Origin of the sequence: Melittangium boletus DSM 14713 (assembly GCF_002305855.1) — a bacterium.
GTDB classification, from domain to species: Bacteria; Myxococcota; Myxococcia; order Myxococcales; family Myxococcaceae; genus Cystobacter; species Cystobacter boletus.
In genome coordinates, this window is sequence record NZ_CP022163.1 from 3,276,360 (window position 1) to 3,294,554 (window position 18,195).

The following is an 18,195-nucleotide window of genomic DNA, read 5'->3' on the forward strand; positions in this document are numbered from 1 at the left end:
CGCCCCTGCGAGCCCAGGCCGACAGCCCTCTCCCTCCACGGGCCTTCTCTTCGCCCTATGCGTCCGAGGCCTTACATCTGCTTCAACGCGTCCGGCGATTCGGGGAGGACCTGACCGCCATCCACGATGAGCGTCTGGCCGGTGATGTAGCCGGCCTCGCGGCTGGCGAAGAACAGGGCGGCATGGCCGATATCCTCGACCTGGCCCAGAGTGCCGAGCGGCACCGCCTCCGCCATGCCCTTCATGTAGTCCGGGCCCAGCGCCTCGAGGCCCTCGGTCATGATGTTGCCGGGCAGTACGGCGTTGACCGTGATGCGGTATTTCGCGAGCTCCATGGAGGCGGTGCGCATGAAGCCCAGTTGCCCGGCCTTGGTGGCACCGTAATGGGTCCAGCCGGGAAAGCCGGTCACCGGACCCGTGATCGAAGAGGTGATGACGATGCGTCCCTGGCCGGATTTCTTCAGGTAGGGGATGCAGGCCTTCACCGAGAGGAAGGTGCCCTTGAGGTTGGTCGCCATCACCTCGTCCCAGGTTTCCGGCGACATGTCCTCCATCTTCACCTGCGGAAAGATGCCGGCATTGGCGCACAGCACGTCGATTCCGCCATGACGCTCGGCCGCCGCCTGGGCCATCTTCTCCATGTCCTCGAGCCGGGTCACGTCAGCGGGAAAGCCGCTGGCGGTGCCACCGGCCGCGACGAACTCCCGCGCCGTCGTCTCAGCCGCCTGGAGATCTCGCGCGACCACCAGCACCTTGGCTCCGTGCCGCGCGAAGACCCCGGCGATCCCCTTGCCAATGCCCTTGCTGGCGCCGGTGACGATGACCGATTTTCCCTTGAGCGATTCCGCCAACATGATGCGCTCCCTCCGGCTCCTGGACTTCGGGTTCTTGTGTTCCGGGTGAGTATAGAACGCGTGGTGCGGTGCACTGGCATGGCGCGCTTCTCTTGGGCGCCCGTCGGCGGCGTTCCTCTGCTCGTCACCGCTTGATGCGCAGCACGCCCCCCGCGTCATCCGCGATGTAGGCCCGCCCGGCGTCATCCAACGCCAGGCCCTCCGCGCGGACGCCCGGAACGGCGAAGTGGTGCACCCGCTTCCCCTCGCGCGTCACCTCGTGCACGGCGCCCTTCTCCAGCCCGGCCCCGGACTCGGTGATGAGGAAGTGGCCCGTGGCCGCGTCGTAGTGGACGTCCGAGGCCTGCTGCCGCACGGCGGACGACAGGTCCACCGCCTCCAGCGCCTTGGCCTTGCCCTCCTTCTTGTCGAGCGGCACCCGGAGCTTCACCAGCCACGGCGGTGACTGGTTGACGACGTAGAAGGCGTCCTGCTCGGGCACGTAGCACAGCCCCTCGGCGCTCTTGTTGCGCGACTCGCCCACCACGCGCGCCCCCTTGAGCGTCGTGTCCACCTCGTACTCGGCCTTGAGCTTGAGCGTCTGGGGGTCCAGCTCGTGGATGCGCGGCTTCTTCCGCTCCTCGATGGCGAAGAGCCGGCCGTCCGGCCCCACGGTGATGCCCTCGAAGCCCAGGCCGTCGTGGCGCGCGCGCTGGCGCACCTCGCCCTCGCGGGTGAGCTCGGCCACGTCCCCCTTGTCCCCCACCACGAAGAGCGTGCCCCGCCCCGGGTGGAAGACGATGCCGCTGGGCTCCTTGACCACCTTGGACAGGGCGGGCAGCAGCTGGGACACCCGCTGCTCCGGACCGAAGGGCAGGTCCACCCGCTCGGGGCGGGCATCACGGACCTCGAGGGGGGCGGGCGGCACGGTGCTGGGGACGGACATACCGCGAAGTGTCCCCCTCGCCTCCCGTGAGCGTCAATCCACCGCGCGCCGCCCCGCCCGCCTGGTCCCCCCGGGTGACGGCATTCGAATGGGTCAGCGACGAGACGGGCCACGCCTATGACGACGCGATGCGCTTCCTCAAGGGCGGTGACGCGGTGCTCATCGATCTGCGCGGCAATGGCGGCGGCTCTTCCGAGGCGGTGCAGTACCTGGCCAGCCACTTCCTGAAGGCGGGAACGCTGGAGATCACCTTCCAGCACGCCGGACGCGAGCCCGTCCAGACGCGCGTGCTCGACCACCTCCCGGCCGGCCGGATGATCGGCAAGCCGCTCTATGTGCTGATCGACCAAGGCGCCGCCTCGGCGGCGGAATCCTTCGCCTACGACGTGCAGCAATTCAAGCTGGGCAAGCTGGTCGGAGCGTCCACGGCCGGTGCCGCCAACACCAATGAATTCGTGCCAATCGCCCCGGGCTTCATGCTCAGCGTCTCGACCGGACGTCCGGTCCATCCGATCAGCAAGGCCAACTGGGAGGGGACTGGCGTTGCCCCGGACGTCGCGACGCCGCCGTCGCAGGCGCTCGACCAGGCCCACGCCCTGGCCCTGAGAGCCCTGGCCGCGGCGCATCCCGCGCCCCAAATCCAGGCGGACTACGACTGGGCGCTGCCGGAGGTCGAGGCCCGACTGCGTCCGGCCACGGTCTCGGCGGCGACCGTCACGGCCGCGCCCGGGGCGTATGGCAAGTACGTCGTCACCGCGGAGAAGGACGGTCTGTGGCTCGCGCGCCCGGGGCATCCTCTCTGGCCCGAGCCACGTCGCATCAAGCCGCTGACGAATGACGGCCTGTTCGCGGTGGAGGGCGTCGACAGCCTACGCGTCGGCGTGAAGCCGAACGCCCTGGAACTGTGGTGGAAGGGCGAGCCCACCCCTCGGCTCCTGAACCGAAACTGAGCGAGGCGCCTGACCGGAAGGGCCAGTAGGACGGCGGTCCCGGGGCCACAACGGTGCGTCGGCGGCGCATGACCTCACTGTCCACGTAACCGGCGCGAACTCAGCCGGTCGATGGCTTGCCGGTGTAAACCGCCAGTTGAGCGTCGAAGGCTCGCTTGTAGGCGGGCCGCGCTTCGCCGCGGGCGACATAAGCGGCCAGGTTTGGGTATTCGTCCAGAATGCCCGATGATTTCAACCTGAGCAGCACCGACACCATCATCAAGTCACCAGCGCTGAACGCACCATCGAGCCAGTCGGCATCGCCCAGGCGAACGGAAAGTTGGCCGAGCCGAGCGCGGACGCGATCCTCGACCAGAGGCAGGCGCTCCGCATGCCAGGGCTTGTCGCCCTCCAGGAGCCTGGCGGTTCCGAGTTCAAGAATCGGTGGCTCTACCGTGTTAAGCGCGGCAAACATCCAGGTGATCGCGCGCGCCCGAGCATTGGCATCGTCCGGCAGCAAGCCCGCACGTCGCTCGGCGATGTGAAACACGATCGCCCCTGTCTCGAACAGTGCAAGATCGCCTTCCTCGTAGGTCGGAATCTGGCCGAAAGGATGAAGCGCCAGATGCGCGGGTTCCTTCATCGCGCGAAACGAAACAAGGCGAACCTGGTAGGGTTGGCCCACTTCCTCAAGCGCCCAGCGAACGCGCGTATCACGCGCCAATCCCTTGCCGCCATCGGGTGAGCGTTCAAAGGCGGTAATGGTGATGGTCATCGAGAGGCTCCTCCTTGGCGAACATCATCGGCCGCGGAGGCAGACCCTTGCAACACCCGCCTGTGGCACTCCCAGCGCGGGCCCGAGGGTGAAGGCTCGCGCGGGGCCTACTGAGGAAGGATGTGGATGTTGAACCGGGTCTTGGTGCTGTCCCGGATGGTGGTGTCCACGCCGTTCTTGTTGAACTCGTGGGAGGTGATGTTGAACCCGCCGCCCTTGCGCTGAGCGCTCTGGTTGGTCACGTAGTAGCGCTCGTTGGGGTAACCCGGCACCTGCTGGCCGTGGTAGCGATTGCGCAGGTCGCCGTGGAGCCGGGACAGATCGCTCTTCTGGACGTTCACGGTGCCATACATGTCGCCCTTGCCCGCGGCGGACGAGGACAGCTTGTTGTCGATCTCCGTGAGGCTCTGGTTGAAGCGGCGGTCCGGATCAAAGGTCTTGGGGCCGCTGGGCTTCTTCTTCGAGCTGACGGTCTCCCAGCCATCGTTGTCCGCGGGCGGAGGGCTGGTGCGCGGCTGCGAGGTGCTGGGGCCGCCAGAGCGGGGCTCGAAGGAGTCGCGTCCCGGGCCGCGAGGCGTGGACTGCACGGGGTTCTGGGCGGGGGTGGGCCGGTTGGAGATGGGGCGCTGGGGCGCGGTGGGCGACCGGGGAGTGGAGAGGGAGGGAGCGGTCAGCTTGGGGGTGGAGAGGGAGGGCAGGCGGGGCATGGAGGACCTGGGAGGACGGCGATGTTCAGTGCAGGAGTCCTAGTGCACCCTCCGTGCCACGCGGCGCGCCCACGCGTGTCCGGACAAAAGACCGTGAAAACGCGCCTTTGCGTGAAGGCCCATGGCCGCGAGGGGGGCGAGGCCTTCGGGGCCCCTGGTGACTGGCGTCTTTCCTGATGACAGGCGTCACCACGGGGAGCGCTTCCCAGGTGGACGGTTGCTGGGTGCGCCGCGATGCTCGCGCATGGAGCTCATGGCTGTTCTCGACCTGGTTCAGGACGGTCATGGCATCAGCTACGGCGACTTCCGCAAGGAGTAGGCAAGTCCTTATCTCCCCCCACGGTCCGTCCCGTTCGGGCGGACCTTTGTCTTCCCATGTCTTGTCCTCCGAGGTACACGTCACCTCGGGCGTCTGTGTCTGGCCCGTCTTGTCATGAATTCAAGCAACCCGAGACTCATCGAGATGCATCTGCAGCACGGCGAAAGCCTGGTCGCCAGGTCCGAGGGTGGCTCGTCGGCCGAGTGCGAGCCGCACCCTCATCTGCCGCACCTCTACACCGTCGACGCGAGCAAGCTGACACCCGGCAAGCCATTCCGGTACGTGGTGCGCCGCGCCGACGGTAGCGAGAAGACGGAGCGGTTCTTCGCCCACTCGCTCGAGCAGGGCGGGCCCGTGGACGTATGGGAGGGGATTCGCGCCATCGACAACACCTTTTATGCGACCGAGCTCAAGGAGCACTTCGAGCGCCGCGGGTTCGCCACGGTCCGACGCGTCCTGTCCGAGGAGCTGGTGAGCACCTTGCGAGCTGTCGTGAATCCCCTCATCACCGACGTCTGGGACGCGGACAGGGCCGCGTACCGCGATAAGATCAACCTGGAGAAGGTGCTGCTCCATGTCCCCTATCTCCTCCAGGCGCTGGCCGAGAAGCTGGGGCCGCTCCTCGGGCGCATCCTGGGGAGCGAGGTGTTCCTCGAGTATGAGCAGGTCATGGTGGTGCGCGCGGGATCATCGTATGCCACCCGGCGCCACCGGGACGTCGACGGCGGCAAGGCCGGCTTTTCCGAGGCCTCGAGGCGCCACAAGGGCTCCGTGCACCTCTGGATCCCGCTCGTCGACATCGACGCGACGCGGGCGTGCATGTACGTCGAGCCGTTCGACGCTCCCGAACAGACCCTCGACATGACGATGCGGGCCGGCGATGCGCTGTTCCTGCACAACTACGTCTGGCACGGGAGCCGCGCCAACTCCTCCGGAGTGGATCGTCTCTCCTGGCTGCTGAACTTCGCGCCAGCGCCGAGCCACGATGAGTCCAACCCGAGCGCCGACCTCAACCTCCCGCTCCTGCGCGGCGGAGTGCCCACGGAGCTGGGCCCTGACGTGTGCAGCCGGCTGGTCCGGGAGAAGCCCACGTACCTGAACCTCTTCGACGCGTTCTTCACGTACGATCCCTCCCGCCTGCGGATGGTCCACCCGGACAACCGCCGGCGGGAGTAGCGCGGACTCCGCGCCGCCGTGCCCCTCGCCATGGGCACGGCGGCCGTCCCCCGCGGCCCCTCCCGTGCGGCGCCTACAAGGCCGCGGCACACCAGGGCCTGGACCTGTCCGTGCGCCAGCCGCGAAAGGCGGAATGATGTGCATGAAGCGGAGCACGCCTCATGCACACGCTCCACGGCGAGCCAACGTCAGGGCAGGGGCCGCGACTGGAGCGACGGCGCGCCCGGCATCGTCGGCCAGCCATCCTTCCAGACAATGGTGTCCACGAGCATCACGCGCGTGGTGTGGCCGGCGTCCCAGGCGTGGTAGACCATGACCGAGGTGCCCGAGGGCGACGTGACGACCGAGCCGTGGCCCGGGCCCTCCCAGTCCGGCGTCGTCTTGAGGATGGGATTGGCGGCCTTGGTGTAGGGGCCCAGGGGGCTCGTGGCGCGCGCCACGCCAATGGCATAGCGACCGTCGTAGTACGCGTTGCCGCTGTAGAAGAGGTAGTAGTAGCCATCCCGCGCCACGACCCACGGCGCCTCCACCAGCCCGCCCTCCCACGCGCGGTCATTGGTGATGAGCGTCTTCCGGGTGCCCGTGAGCGACAGGCCGTCCGCCGAGAGCGGCTGGGCGTAGATGGGCGTCTTCTGGCCCACGGCGTTGCCGTCCGCCTTCCACACCAGGTACTTCGTGCCCGCCGTGTCCGTGAAGAACGTGGCGTCGATCATCCCCATGTTCGGGTCGTGCACGAGCGGCCAGCCCAGGTCGGTGAAGGGCCCGAGCGGGCTCGTGGCCGAGGCGGCGCCAATGGACAGCACGCCATTGGTATGGCGCGCCGTGTAGTAGGCGATGTAGCGCGAGCCCACGCGATGGATCTCCGGCGCCCAGAAGTCGCCCTTGGCCCACGCGGGCCGCTTGCCCGAGGGGAAGATGTGGCCCGCGGACGTCCAGGTGATGAGGTCCGAGGAGGTGCGGATGGGGAACGCCGCCGCGGCGCCGCCCGAGGTGCACACCGCGATGTACTTGCCGCCATCGAAGATGACGCCCGGATCCGCGCAGCCGCCGGAGAACACGGGGTTGAGGTAGAGCCCGCCACAACCCGTGTACCGGAACGTCATGGCGCAGCCGTTGGCGCCGGTGAAGTACGGCTTCCACCCGTTGGACAGCTGCGCGTAGGAGTTGCTCCCCTCGTTGACGCACGAGCGATTCCAGAACACGCGCCCGCCCACGTCATCGAACGTCCCCGAGCCGGAGTGGATCCACTTGGGGCCATAGGTGACGCGCGTGGAGCACTTCTGCGCGCCCGCGCAGTCCGAGTCGAACGCCATCACACACGCGTTGTTGCCCGTGAAGTACGGCTTCCACCCGTTGGACAGCACCGCGTAGGAGTTGCTCCCCGAGTTGACGCAGGTGCCATCCCACGTCACCTCGCCACTGGCGATGTCGACCATGGACTCGCGTCCCGGGTGGATCCACGTGTTGCCATACGTGATGCGGGTGGTGCACGCGAGCGGGGCCTGGGACATGCCCACGTCCTCGGCTCCACCGCGCGGCTCCTCCCCTCCACAGCCAAGGCCAGACAGCGCCGCGCCCACGACTGCCAGGGCCGCGATCCATCGATGTGTCTTCATCGCCAATGATCTCCTCGAATGCTGGTTCAGGCCCACTCTGGCCTAGAACGGCATTTCTTGTAAATCAAGGAGACCATGAACTTCCCCGACACCTAGGGCCCGGCCGGACCGGCGGGCTCCTCGTGGGCCACGCGCGAGTGCTTGTGGCCATAGCCGAAGTAGACGGCGAGGCCCAGGGCCATCCACACCACGAGCCGCAGCCAGGTGGCCAGGCCCAGGCCCACCATGAGTCCCACGCAGGTGAGGATGCCGAGCACGGGCACCACGGGCACGAAGGGCGTGCGGAAGGGCCGGGGCAGCTCCGGCCGCCGGTAGCGCAGCACGAGCACGCCCGCGCACACCACGGTGAAGGCGAACAGCGTCCCGATGGACACGAGCTCGCCCAAGAGGCCGATGGGGAACAGCGCCGCCACCGCCATGGCCACCCCGCCCGTGATGAGCGTGGCGACGTGGGGGGTCTGGAAGCGCGGGTGCACGTGCCCGAAGAAGGGCGGCAAGAGGCCATCGCGCGCCATGGCGTAGAAGATGCGCGGCTGGCCCATCAACATCACCAGCACCACCGAGGCCAAGCCGGAGATGGCGCCCACGCCCACGATGGGCTTGAGCCAGGCCAGCGCGGGCCCGCCCTGGGCGATCGCCACGTACACGGGCTCGGCGACATTGAGGGTCGGGTACGGCGCCAGCCCCGTCATCACCAGGGACATGGCCATGTAGAGCACCGTGCACACCACGAGCGAGCCCAGGATGCCCACGGGCAAGTCCTTCTGCGGGTTGCGCGTCTCCTGCGCGGCGGTGGAAACGGCGTCGAAGCCGATATAGGCGAAGAAGATGACGCCCGCGCCCGACAGCACCCCGCTCCAGCCAAACTGACCGAAGGTCCCCGTGTTCTCCGGGATGAAGGGCGTCCAGTTGGCGGACTCCGCGTGGGCCGAGCCAAAGCCAATCACGAGCAGCACCACCGCGATCTTCACGATCACGATGAAGTTGTTGAGCCGCGCCGACTCCCGGATGCCCAGCACGAGCAGCAGCGTGATGACGCCCACCAGCAGCGCGGCGGGCAGGTTGAGCACCGCGCCCGTGGAATGCAGCAGGTGCCCGCCCGGCTCCACGTCGAAGGGCGCGCTCGTCAGCGTCTTCGGCAGCTCGATGTGCAGGTAGTCCCGCAGGAACGAGGTGGCGTAACCAGACCACCCCACCGCCACCGCGGACGCGGCGAAGAGGTATTCGAGCATCAGGTCCCACCCGATGAGCCACGCGACCAGCTCCCCCAGCGTCGCGTACCCATAGGTGTAGGCGCTCCCGGCCACGGGAATCATCGCGGAGAACTCGGCGTAGCACAGGCCCGCGAAGAGGCAGCCCACGCCCGCCAGCACGAAGGACAGGATGATGGCCGGCCCCGCGTGCTGCGCCGCCGCCGTGCCCGTCACCACGAAGATGCCAGCGCCAATGATGGCGCCCACGCCCAACATCACCAGGTTGAGCCCGCTGAGCGTGCGGCGCAATTCATGCCGCCCGCCCTCCTCTTCCCGCCGCAGCCGCGTGATGCTCTTGGTCGACCAGATGCCCATGGGCCGCGTCCATGCCGCAAGACCCGGGGAACAGTCCAGCGCGCGATGCGACTCTTCGACCCGCAACAGTCTGTCTTTATTTTTGCATCATCCCTCACACTCGCGGATGGTGAGAAACCCTGACGCGCACATCGCGCCTCGGGAAGACTGGAATTCTACATGAACAACAAACTCGTGGCGGCGCTCCTGGGATTGGGCTTCGTCTGGAGCGGGGGCAATGCCCACGCCTACATCTACAACGAGGGGATGTGCAGCTTCGGCGCCGTCTCGCTCTGGAATGTCGGCAGCACCCTGTCCGTCGACTTCACGGCGGGCGCCACCATGTCGGCCCCCGGCACCAGCAGCGTCCCGGTGGACTTCTACCTGTCCACCACGAACTCGGTGACGTCCTCCAGCATCTTCCTCAAGCGCAGCTACCAGGCCACCATCACGAGTCCCGGCCCCCGCTGCTCGGCCATGGCCCATGACACCCTGAGCCTGCCGGCCACGACGAACGGCTCCTGCTTCGCGCTGGGCAACTACTACGTCATCGCCCGGGCGGGCACCTCCTCCCAGCTCGCCACCCTGCATAGCGTCCAGGCCCCCGGACATCCGAGCTTCGCGAGCTTCTCGCCCCAGACGGCGCCCGTGGGAGGCCTCGTCACCCTCACGGGGACGAACTTCGACAGCCAGACCGCCGTCTATTTCAATGGCGTGTCCGCCGCGCGCTCCATCGTGAACGCGACGACGCTCGTGGCCCAGGTGCCCTCGGGCGCCACCACCGGGAAGATCCGGGTCGCCAAGGCTGGCTCGACCACGACCTTCTGCAATCTGCCGCAGACCTCCGGCACTAACTTCACCGTCGATCCGTATTGTCTGTCGTCCGCCAGCTATAACAGCTACGGCGCCATCGATTACGTGGCCTCTTCCGAGTTCACGAACAACACGATCGGGCTCGGCACCTGCCCCAACTACACCCACAACACCCAGTACGTCGTGTCCGCCACGGCCGGCCAGGTGGGCAAGCAGATCGACATCCAGTTCGGCTCCTGCGGCCAGCCCAACTACCTGAAGCTGTTCAAGATGTACGTGGACTGGAATGGCGACAACGACTTCACGGATCCGGGCGAGTTCCTCATCGACGCGCCGTCCGTCTCCAGTGACGTCCTGTACACCATCACCCTCAGCATCCCGACGACGGTGCTGCCGGGCACCAAACGCATGCGCTTCATCGCCGCCGTCCACGATGACGCCGGGACCAACCCGTCGAGCGTCTCCTCGTGCGGCACGTACAACTTCGGCGAGACCGAGGACTACCTGCTCAACATCGCTCCCGCCCCCGCCTTCTCGCCCGCGGCCCTCTCCTCGGAAATGCCTCACGCGGAGCTGACGGTCTCGCGTGGCGAGGAGTCGCCCCCGGTGCGGTTCGGGGCGGACTCCGCCGCGCCGGCCCCGCGCTTCACCCTGCCCGGACAGCCGTAACCGGACGGTCCGGAGGGCCCCACCTCAGGAGAACGGGTCCGGGGGGGGCCCCAGGCGCGTGCCCTGGTCCAAAGTGGCGATGCGCTCGAGCTCCCCCAAGCAGGAGCGGACGAGGCGCCCCAGGCAGCGGCTAGCAAGAAGCCGCTGTGCCCGAGTCGCCAGAGGGCCGGAGGGACACATGAGGAACAGGGGACACACGGAGAAGCCCAGCAACCTCTTGAGACTGGGAGAGGAGGAGAGGCGGCGTGCGGTGCGGGGACTGGAGGAGGAGGTGGAAGCCGAGGCTCGCGCACCGAACAAGCCTGTGCTGGGGACGCGAGCGGTAAGGGCCCAGCACCCGCATACCCGGCCCGTCAAGATCGACATGTTGCCAACACTCCCGGACGCGCCTGTCCATGGAGCCTTGAGAAAGCCGTCAGCACCAGATTGTCTGCGCGGCATCTCCTGGGGGATGTGATGCCGATTGGGAAGTTCTCGCGGAGTTTCCTCACCGCCGCCGCTGTCGCCGCCGTTGCCGTTTCTCCGCTCGGAGCTCGTGCCGACTCGCCAACGAGCCCACTGGTCGTGACCTCCGCCGAGGTCGATTTTTCGACCAGGCTGGTCAATCTCTACGGTCAATCCTTTGGAATAACCGACCCGACGGTCTCATTCGCTGGAATTCCCGTTCAAGTCTTGTCGCATGACGACTCCTTGATCACCTTTGTGGTTCCCGGTTTCCTATTCAAACCCGGTACCTATCTGGTCTCTGTGTCCACTGGACCCAACGCCTATTCGAATTCGTCCCTGGCCGTGACCTTGGGGAACCACGGTCCCACCGGCCCGCAGGGTCCCCAGGGCCCCAAGGGCGATACGGGTCCGGCGGGTGCGCCTGGTCCCAAGGGAGATCAGGGCGAGCGGGGTCCCGCCGGCCCGCAGGGAATCGATGGCCCCACGGGTCCCCAAGGGATCCAGGGCGCCCAGGGACCCGCGGGCACACCGCGGACTTTCTCGTGTGTGACTCGGTTCGGTCCGCTCAAGGAGACCGGTGATTGGTCCAAGGCCTCGGTCGCGAGCTGCGTGTCGGGAGAAACGCTGACCGGCGGAGCCTGCGAGGAAGGGGGAGGCAACAACTTCGGGACCACCGGCCGGATCATCCGGACGAGCAGCGGGGTGTGGCAGTATCAATGTGGCATCAGCAACACTGCGGCCGCGAAGGGCAATACGGTTCGCGCCAACGCGCAGTGCTGTGTCCTGAAGTAGCGCCATCCACCGACCGTGCCCGGGACGTCAGCGAGGCCCGTGGCAGGATCCGACTCACCCGCGCCGCCTTGTCTGGACTGGCGCACCCGGAGGTGACGCCATGAAGCGCGGAGTGTGGATGACCCTGGCCACCGCCGTGCTGGTACTCGCTGGTGCCTGGACCACGTGGCGAGTCACACGGACACCGTCGCCCCACGCAATGAAGCGTCCCTCCGCGACACGATTAGCGGCCCAGGCTCCACGCACTTCATTCCCCGGGGAGCGGCGGGCTGCGTGGCTGGACGTTGAACGGCCAGCCTGACAATCCCCATGGGGCACCCATCACAAACCTGTTCTCGCCTCTCCCTGAATGAGCAGCAGTTTCATCCTTCGCGGCGCGCCACCCTGTCGACTCTCGGTCCGCCGCGCTCATCTTCAAGGAGAATCCGATGACCGATGCCCTTCTCGACTCCCAGACCGGAACCGAAGCGATTCCCTCGGCCCCCGTGGTCCCGAGCCGAACCCGTTCACCGCGCTCCCGCCGCGTGCTCCTCACCGCCATGGGGGGCCTCGTCACCACCCTCTGCCTCGTCGGTGCGCCTCGCATGGCTCGAGCCGACGTGCTCAAGGCGCTCCCGGAAAAGGCGGACGACTTCGAGAAGAAGTTCGCACCGGCCTACGACTACGACAAGGACGGCTGCTACGCCACGGCCGCCATCGGTGAGGACGGCAAGCTCAACCCCGGGCTCGACATCAACGGTGAACCCAGTGAGGGCTGCCGTGACATGCCGCGGCTCACGAACGCGAACACCTACGCCCGCTCGAAGTGCAACAACGGCTGGTGCGCCGCCATGTATGCGAACTACACCGAGAAGGACGAAGGGATCGGCGGTCACAAGCACGATTGGGAGCACATCGTCCTCTGGGTGCAGGACGACGAGGTGAAGCACGTCTCCTATTCGTCACACGGTAAATGGAAGGTGGCCAATCGAAAGGAGGTGCGCTTCGATGGCGTGCACCCGAAGCTGGTGTACCACAAGGAAGGTGGTCTCACCCACCTCTACCGCCTCGCGAACGAGAGTGACGACCAGATCGAGAACGAGACGGGCCGCTGGTTCTATCCGGCCGTCGTGGGATGGACCGGCTACCCGAACGACTTCCGGGACCGCCTGTTGAAACATGACTTCGGCACCGCGACCATCCAGATCGGCGACGACAAGTTCAACGAGGCACTCAAAGCGGCCATGCCCTCCTTCCTCCCCTTCGATCCCTTCGCCAAGTGAGCGCCCACGGCCCCACCGCATCGACCCTGGTGCGGCGGGGCTGGGCATGCTGGCGGTCTGGACCGTGCCCTTGAGCGTCAGGCGAGGAGGGACGCTTACCAAGTTGTCCCCGACGGGATTCGAACCCGTAGACGAGGCGATAGAAAACCCCAAGCAGGACGCGCTGTTACCCGCTATCGCCTTGATTCTCCTCGGGTTCGTCATCCCGCCCCGTCCCACGCCGTTCCCTCGTGGGCAGCCTCCAACCCCGCTGGAGGGGCACACTGGGGGCACATGCGGCCCCCTCCCTTCCCCTCTTCGGCCATCCCCGTGCCGGACAGGGTGGGGCTGTTAGCTGGCGAGTTCCTACGCGCGGGGCTTGCCGCGTCGGCTCCGGCGATTCTTGGGCTCCCCGAACAGGGACGATGACCGGCAGCCTACAGGCAGGGCGCGCGAGGATTGAATGCCCCGCACCCGTCCTGTTACGTTGGCCCCACCATGCACACTTTCCCACTTCTCAGGTATGGCCTGCTTCTCGTCCTGATGGCTTCCCCGGCACTGGCCAGGGATGAGGCAGAAAAGCTCACGATTCGGACCCTCAAGGTGCCGGCCCATCCAGGCCAGGAGGCTCCGTCCATCTACGTTTCCTGGCAGGTGGTGACGGCGCTCCGATTCGAGAAGGAGGTCGATCCGGAGAAGACGAAGTTCTTGGCGTGGGAGGGGCGTTTCGAGACCCCGCTCGTAGGCGGCAAGAAAGTGGTTCTAGAGCCGCTGCGTGACCTCGACGATGGCGAGGCGCTGCCCCTGCTCGTGACGCTCGTTGACGGGACGGAGTTCACGTTCCTTGTGAAGCCCAAGAGGCGCGAGGACTGGGGATGGATCGACTATCAGGTCAACGTGTTCAAGGACCACGACAGCTACAACGCGATCCTCTCGTCCCTCTATGACTCCCTCAACCGCGAGCGCAAGCTGAGCGAGGAGAACGAGAGGTTCAAGAAGGAAGAGAACTCGGTCGATCACGCCTACGCGACGCTTCTCGCGAACGGGCAGGTGAAGAAGACGCCGTTTCGGCGTGCGAAGTTCTGGCGCTCGAAGAACGAGGACATGGACATGATCGTCGAAGTTTTCTCGGGCCCCGGCAAGGCGGCGGCCGTGATTCACCTGACGAACACCTACTACGGCGAGCCCTGGAAGTTCGATGGTGCCTATCTGACCCGCGACTTCACCAGCTACACGGCTCGGCCCTTCGCGCTTCGCATGGACCGCCCCGTGATCGTTCCCGGTCAGTCGGGAAAGATCGCGGTCGTTGTGGACAAGAGCGCCTTCGAGACGGAGGGCGGGCAGTTCGCCGACTTGGCCCTCCAGATCTTCCGTGGAGACGGTCTCCTACAGGTGGCCGTTGCGATGGATCACACGCTGATTCGGCAGTAGAAGTGCCGTTCATGCCCACGACCAAAGCTCTGCTGATCAGCTCCATCGTCCTGCTTGGCGCACCTTTCGGCTGCACCACGACTGGAGGCGTGGCACTGCGCCCGGACGGCACTCCGGGTCCGCAGGAATGCCCGGCAAAGGCGCTCGAAGTCATGCGGTATCTGAGGCTGCGCGTTGGGGATGCCGCGCTGGCGGATCTCGATGCGAACCAGATCGACGCGAGGCGCATCACGCTTTACGACGGGCCCATCGAGAGCATTCTCAAGGACGACCTCGGCACGCTTGAGGCGACGACCCGTTTGTACGGGCAGGTCTGGACAAGCGGGCCACAGGTTGTCATCCGCTGGTACGAGGCCCACCCGCCGGATAGTGATAAGGTTCCCATCTGCGCGGTGGCCCGGCTCAGCAGAGACCAGATGCGAAAACTGCCCGAGTCAAAGCCCGGGATGGCCATTCTCGACGGCTCCGTTGCAGCGGCCTACATCGTCGATGCCTTCCGCTAGGGCCTATAAATACGCTGAAGGACTACTCACCTCGAATCGTGTCGAAAGGCCGAAGCCCATGCAGAATCTCTATCTCGTCGTCAAACCTCAGGGCCATGATGATTACGGAAACGTCTGGAGCAATGGCCGCCTAACGGTGCTTCGCACCCACTCGACGATCATCAGGCAGTGCTGGGCCGCGAACGATGCCGGGGCCGACGTGTTTGTTCATCTCGCAGGAGCTAATCAGGTGATCGCGCAGGTCGAGATCGAGCGGATCCGAGAAGATACCGAACCACCCGAGGTGAGCCTCATCAACTGGCGTGCCATGAAGCAGGATGCGCCCGGTCATCCTTACAGCAAAGGCTTCTACTGGGCTTAGAGTCAGTTCCGGTAGGTTTCATTCCTGGCTGGTCGCCCTTCGGACAGAGGGCCAAAGCAGCCTCCCACCAGAACCGACTCTAAGCGAGGTTCACATGCCGCTTACTTTCACGAAGACCGTCCATCCCATCAATTTTTCCGATTTGTCCGGCCAGGAGTTCGAACGTCTCGTATTTGCTACTCTCTTGAGGATGTACGCTTGGCATACGCTCGATTGGTTCGGGCAGACCGGCAGCGACGGAGGCAGGGACATAGTTGGCACTCGCGACGACGACTCTGGCAATAGGGTCACGGTTATCGTGGCCTGCGCGAACTGGAAATCGTTCACGAGCACGAAGGGTAATTCCGATATCGACAAGATAGTGGCAGGAATCGGCGAGATCCCCCGCGAGGCCATCGTTATTGCCGGCAGCCCAGTAAGCGCTGCCACAAAAGAAAAATGCCGCACCCACGCGGCGGCCAAGGGAATCGTGGCCTCGCAGGTATGGTCCGGTCCCGAATTCGAGGAGCGCCTGCGGTTCCACGCCAATTCGGTCCTTCAGCGCTTCTACCTCGGCAATGAGCTGCCAGATGAAGCGCCAGCCTTGCGGACCTTCGTCGAGCAGCTTGATCCGACGACGGAACGGGAAGCTGGCGAGCTTATTGCGCGAATCTTCGACAGACCTGCCTTTAGCACTCCGATCCGCAACGAAAGCCATCTGCCCGCGTTCAGGCAAGCGATTGGCGATACGATTGGCGCGCTCAATACCGGCATCTGGCGTGATCGGGAGGGTGCGATTATCACGAGGGTGCCAGCGCGACAGTCGTTCCCGAACGGTGCCGTGAAAGATGCGCTCGCGGAGTGCGTGGCCGCGCTAAACGCACTCCGGATGACTTTCGACGAGGGCCTGCGAAGCAATCGCATCCAGCCTTGCCCGTGTGGCAAAACCGACTGTCCGGTATTCATGATCGAGCACGCCTACTGCGACCGACTTGAGGCGGAGCGAGATCGCGTTCTCAGCTATGCGAACGCAGCCTTGTCGGAACTCGGTGTGGCCAAATCGCTAAGAGCGCATAACAAAAATAAGGATTGAGAGGGTGTTGAACTACCCCTCGGAAGCTACTGGAGGTGGTAACTCCTGGTCCACTATGTTGGTCCTGCTCGCCCCAGTTCAACACCCTCTCAGGATTCGTCTAATGAAAGTGAAAGAATTTCTCGATAGATTCAACGAAGAGTCACAGCGAATTGTGAGTGATATCTTCGAGTATTCAAAATTCATTCTCCATAAAGACAGGAAATACAAGACCATAAGAGAGGAACATATTCCCCTGCGAGCCTACTTAGTGAGAAAAGACATATCGCCCGATGCCGAGATTGAGTTGGGCGGGGAGGCGCATGACTTTGATGCGATGGTAACGTACGGTGTTGCTGGCGCAGAGCAGAAAGAAATTATCGAGGTTGTGCAGGCCGTTCCAGCAGGGGAGCACATAGTAAGGCAGGCGCTAATACAGGGGGAGATGAGCGTAGAAATGCGCATCGAGGAATCAAAACAACTTAACGCATTCCCTTGGCCGATCATTGACGCCATTAAAAAGAAACACAATAAAATGTATGCAGATAAGCGGGTTCTTTTGGTGTCCGTTACTGGTGAGCATACTCTTGAGGATGATGAAATTATCGAGAGCTGGATCCCTGATATTCAAGCGGCGACCATGTTGGGCAATTTTTCTGAGATATACCTCGTCGAAACTGCTAGGTACATAATCTTCAAGATTCACTAGAACTAGCAACGTGCTGGTCATGTCGCGCCGGTAAGCCAAGAGGGTGTTGAACTGCCCTTGAGGGCTGCCGAGCGCGGAAACTCCTTGATGCATCATATTGGTCTTGGCTGCCTGCAAGGCGGGTGCTGCATGCCGAGCCTGCTCGCCACAGTTCAACGCCCTCTAAGTCCGCCCCACTATTCATCGGCAGTGTTATACTAGCGCAATGCCCCCCTCTGACGAGAAGAACCAACCGCTTATCATATTTTGGTCGTGGCAGGCTGATTCGGACGCAACAGTAAATCGCAATTTTATTGGCGATTGCCTGTTGCGAGCCGCCAAGAAGGTCGGAAAAAGCGAGAGCATCGTGCTCACGGTGGATCGAGACACACAGGGGGTTGGCGGGTCGCCGAGTATCGCCGAAACGATTCTCAAGAAGATACGGTCGTCAGATGTGTTTGTGTTTGACGCCACTCATGCTTACCGAACACCTCGTCCTGCACCCAATCCGAATGTGGCATTGGAACTGGGCTATGCCCTCGCAGTGCTTGGAGAAAATCGTGTTATCGGCGTTAGAAATACTGCTGGCACAAGGAGAAATGAGGAACCCCCCTTCGACTTCCGTCATCGTAGATGGCCCATCGACTACGAATTGCGCCCATTGATGCATTTGGCACGAATGGCTGCACGTCGTTCGGAAATCTTCGCTCGTCCATTCCATGCACGCCGCGCAGCAGTGAGAGACGAATTGGTCAAGGCTTTGGAGCAGGCTCTCGTTGGTGCGCTCAAAGAGCCCAAGTCAGGTGCCCTGCGGGCAGATGTGGATCTTGGAGCGGCAGCGCGGCTATGGGCCCACATCCATTCCAAGTGGATGCAAGACTGGGTTTCCTATCGGCTCAACATTCCTCAATACGAAGAGCGCGAAACGCTGGACATGCTCAGATCCTACCTCAAACTGTCCTACCTGCCTGAGAATCAATTCAAAGACGATAAACTGAGTAGCCGTCACAATGAAGTGCTCGTGGCAATGCAGAACTACATCAGGATCTCTGCGAACGTGCGCATCCCGGATGGTGCAGAGCGCTTTGTCATCAGCGCCAAAGCCAACAGCGAGCGCATTGGATACAAGGAGAATGACGAAATTTATGATCGACAGGTCTCCGCAATCACGGAGAGCGTTCGGGCTGTGTGGTCCTCGTGGGAAATATACGTGCAAGAGTTGCGCTCTCGGTACCCTGAAATCGTTGTGAGTGCCAGTCCAGGCTAACAGTCTAGAATCCATCTCGGAATTGGCTGTTGCAACCGTAACCGCCTGAAATTACTGAAGCCCACATGCTCGGAAGCCAATTCC

17 protein-coding genes and 1 pseudogene are annotated in these 18,195 nt (G+C 64.3%); 12 read left to right on the plus strand and 6 right to left on the minus strand.

The window, feature by feature from the left end:
* Positions 1-71: 71 nt before the first annotated feature.
* Positions 72-854 carry a 3-oxoacyl-ACP reductase FabG gene (gene fabG / locus MEBOL_RS13660; RefSeq protein ID WP_218920900.1) on the minus strand — a complete coding sequence of 261 codons (783 nt, stop codon included), beginning with the start codon at positions 852-854 and terminating at the stop codon, positions 72-74.
* A 124-nt stretch (positions 855-978) separates the two neighbouring features.
* Entirely contained in the window at positions 979-1,779 is an 801-nt protein-coding gene (locus MEBOL_RS13665; protein WP_095977842.1) for an SdiA-regulated domain-containing protein, read from the minus strand.
* Positions 1,780-1,853: 74 nt separating this feature from the next.
* Between MEBOL_RS13665 and MEBOL_RS13670 the strand changes: the two genes are divergently transcribed.
* On the plus strand, positions 1,854-2,729 hold the full coding sequence (locus tag MEBOL_RS13670) for a S41 family peptidase (protein WP_218920901.1): 876 nt from the start codon (positions 1,854-1,856) through the stop codon (positions 2,727-2,729).
* 100 nt (positions 2,730-2,829) lie between these two features.
* Here the strand turns inward: MEBOL_RS13670 and MEBOL_RS13675 are convergent, their stop codons facing one another.
* Together MEBOL_RS13675 and MEBOL_RS41110 are read right to left on the minus strand one after the other, a co-directional pair.
* A complete protein-coding gene (locus MEBOL_RS13675) occupies positions 2,830-3,483 on the minus strand; it encodes a glutathione S-transferase family protein (protein WP_095977844.1) in 654 nt (217 codons plus the stop codon).
* Positions 3,484-3,590: 107 nt separating this feature from the next.
* Positions 3,591-4,190, minus strand: coding sequence for a hypothetical protein (locus MEBOL_RS41110; protein ID WP_157774938.1), 600 nt, complete (start codon positions 4,188-4,190; stop codon positions 3,591-3,593).
* Between the two features lie 433 nt (positions 4,191-4,623).
* Here MEBOL_RS41110 and MEBOL_RS13690 point away from each other — a divergent pair, with 433 nt between their 5' ends.
* Complete coding sequence (locus tag MEBOL_RS13690; RefSeq protein WP_095977846.1) at positions 4,624-5,685, plus strand: phytanoyl-CoA dioxygenase family protein; 1,062 nt, start codon at positions 4,624-4,626, stop codon at positions 5,683-5,685.
* Positions 5,686-5,873: 188 nt separating this feature from the next.
* On the opposite strand, the gene MEBOL_RS13695 is transcribed toward MEBOL_RS13690, so the two are convergent.
* Positions 5,874-7,301 carry a glycoside hydrolase family 43 protein gene (locus tag MEBOL_RS13695; RefSeq protein WP_095977847.1) on the minus strand — a complete coding sequence of 476 codons (1,428 nt, stop codon included), beginning with the start codon at positions 7,299-7,301 and terminating at the stop codon, positions 5,874-5,876.
* A 92-nt stretch (positions 7,302-7,393) separates the two neighbouring features.
* The gene (locus MEBOL_RS13700; protein ID WP_095977848.1) at positions 7,394-8,869 is read right to left on the minus strand and encodes an amino acid permease; all 1,476 of its coding nucleotides are present in this window, start codon (positions 8,867-8,869) and stop codon (positions 7,394-7,396) included.
* 159 nt (positions 8,870-9,028) lie between these two features.
* Between MEBOL_RS13700 and MEBOL_RS13705 the strand changes: the two genes are divergently transcribed.
* The 10 genes and pseudogenes from MEBOL_RS13705 (at position 9,029) to MEBOL_RS41125 (ending at position 18,111) form a co-directional block, all read left to right on the plus strand.
* Positions 9,029-10,330: a GEVED domain-containing protein gene (locus tag MEBOL_RS13705; protein WP_095977849.1), complete on the plus strand. Its 1,302-nt coding sequence runs from the start codon at positions 9,029-9,031 to the stop codon at positions 10,328-10,330.
* Positions 10,331-10,786: 456 nt separating this feature from the next.
* Positions 10,787-11,101: pseudogene (locus MEBOL_RS44065) on the plus strand (IPT/TIG domain-containing protein); the annotation flags it as partial.
* Between the two features lie 222 nt (positions 11,102-11,323).
* Positions 11,324-11,569, plus strand: a complete 246-nt coding sequence (locus tag MEBOL_RS42290; protein ID WP_157774939.1) for a hypothetical protein — start codon at positions 11,324-11,326, stop codon at positions 11,567-11,569.
* A 428-nt stretch (positions 11,570-11,997) separates the two neighbouring features.
* Entirely contained in the window at positions 11,998-12,831 is an 834-nt protein-coding gene (locus MEBOL_RS13720; RefSeq protein WP_218920902.1) for an NPP1 family protein, read from the plus strand.
* 477 nt (positions 12,832-13,308) lie between these two features.
* Positions 13,309-14,241 (plus strand): DUF2381 family protein, encoded by a 933-nt coding sequence (locus tag MEBOL_RS13725; RefSeq protein WP_170115505.1) that lies wholly within the window; start codon positions 13,309-13,311, stop codon positions 14,239-14,241.
* 11 nt (positions 14,242-14,252) lie between these two features.
* The gene (locus MEBOL_RS13730) at positions 14,253-14,744 is read left to right on the plus strand and encodes a serine/threonine protein kinase (RefSeq protein ID WP_095977852.1); all 492 of its coding nucleotides are present in this window, start codon (positions 14,253-14,255) and stop codon (positions 14,742-14,744) included.
* Positions 14,745-14,802: 58 nt separating this feature from the next.
* A complete protein-coding gene (locus MEBOL_RS13735; protein WP_095977853.1) occupies positions 14,803-15,105 on the plus strand; it encodes a hypothetical protein in 303 nt (100 codons plus the stop codon).
* A gap of 94 nt (positions 15,106-15,199) precedes the next feature.
* Positions 15,200-16,177, plus strand: a complete 978-nt coding sequence (locus MEBOL_RS41120) for a PDDEXK family nuclease (RefSeq protein WP_157774940.1) — start codon at positions 15,200-15,202, stop codon at positions 16,175-16,177.
* Positions 16,178-16,280: 103 nt separating this feature from the next.
* Positions 16,281-16,865, plus strand: coding sequence for a hypothetical protein (locus MEBOL_RS13745; RefSeq protein ID WP_157774941.1), 585 nt, complete (start codon positions 16,281-16,283; stop codon positions 16,863-16,865).
* 205 nt (positions 16,866-17,070) lie between these two features.
* Positions 17,071-18,111 (plus strand): hypothetical protein, encoded by a 1,041-nt coding sequence (locus MEBOL_RS41125; RefSeq protein WP_157774942.1) that lies wholly within the window; start codon positions 17,071-17,073, stop codon positions 18,109-18,111.
* Positions 18,112-18,195: the final 84 nt, after the last annotated feature.

Coding starts and splice junctions, on each gene's coding strand:
- fabG (WP_218920900.1), bottom strand. CDS start 854: ATGTTGGCGGAATCGCTCAAGGGAAAATCGGTCATCGTCACCGGCGCC.
- MEBOL_RS13665 (WP_095977842.1), bottom strand. CDS start 1,779: ATGTCCGTCCCCAGCACCGTGCCGCCCGCCCCCCTCGAGGTCCGTGAT.
- MEBOL_RS13675 (WP_095977844.1), bottom strand. CDS start 3,483: ATGACCATCACCATTACCGCCTTTGAACGCTCACCCGATGGCGGCAAG.
- MEBOL_RS41110 (WP_157774938.1), bottom strand. CDS start 4,190: ATGCCCCGCCTGCCCTCCCTCTCCACCCCCAAGCTGACCGCTCCCTCC.
- MEBOL_RS13690 (WP_095977846.1), top strand. CDS start 4,624: ATGAATTCAAGCAACCCGAGACTCATCGAGATGCATCTGCAGCACGGC.
- MEBOL_RS13695 (WP_095977847.1), bottom strand. CDS start 7,301: ATGAAGACACATCGATGGATCGCGGCCCTGGCAGTCGTGGGCGCGGCG.
- MEBOL_RS13700 (WP_095977848.1), bottom strand. CDS start 8,869: ATGGGCATCTGGTCGACCAAGAGCATCACGCGGCTGCGGCGGGAAGAG.
- MEBOL_RS13705 (WP_095977849.1), top strand. CDS start 9,029: ATGAACAACAAACTCGTGGCGGCGCTCCTGGGATTGGGCTTCGTCTGG.
- MEBOL_RS13720 (WP_218920902.1), top strand. CDS start 11,998: ATGACCGATGCCCTTCTCGACTCCCAGACCGGAACCGAAGCGATTCCC.
- MEBOL_RS13725 (WP_170115505.1), top strand. CDS start 13,309: ATGCACACTTTCCCACTTCTCAGGTATGGCCTGCTTCTCGTCCTGATG.
- MEBOL_RS13730 (WP_095977852.1), top strand. CDS start 14,253: ATGCCCACGACCAAAGCTCTGCTGATCAGCTCCATCGTCCTGCTTGGC.
- MEBOL_RS13735 (WP_095977853.1), top strand. CDS start 14,803: ATGCAGAATCTCTATCTCGTCGTCAAACCTCAGGGCCATGATGATTAC.
- MEBOL_RS41120 (WP_157774940.1), top strand. CDS start 15,200: ATGCCGCTTACTTTCACGAAGACCGTCCATCCCATCAATTTTTCCGAT.
- MEBOL_RS13745 (WP_157774941.1), top strand. CDS start 16,281: ATGAAAGTGAAAGAATTTCTCGATAGATTCAACGAAGAGTCACAGCGA.
- MEBOL_RS41125 (WP_157774942.1), top strand. CDS start 17,071: ATGCCCCCCTCTGACGAGAAGAACCAACCGCTTATCATATTTTGGTCG.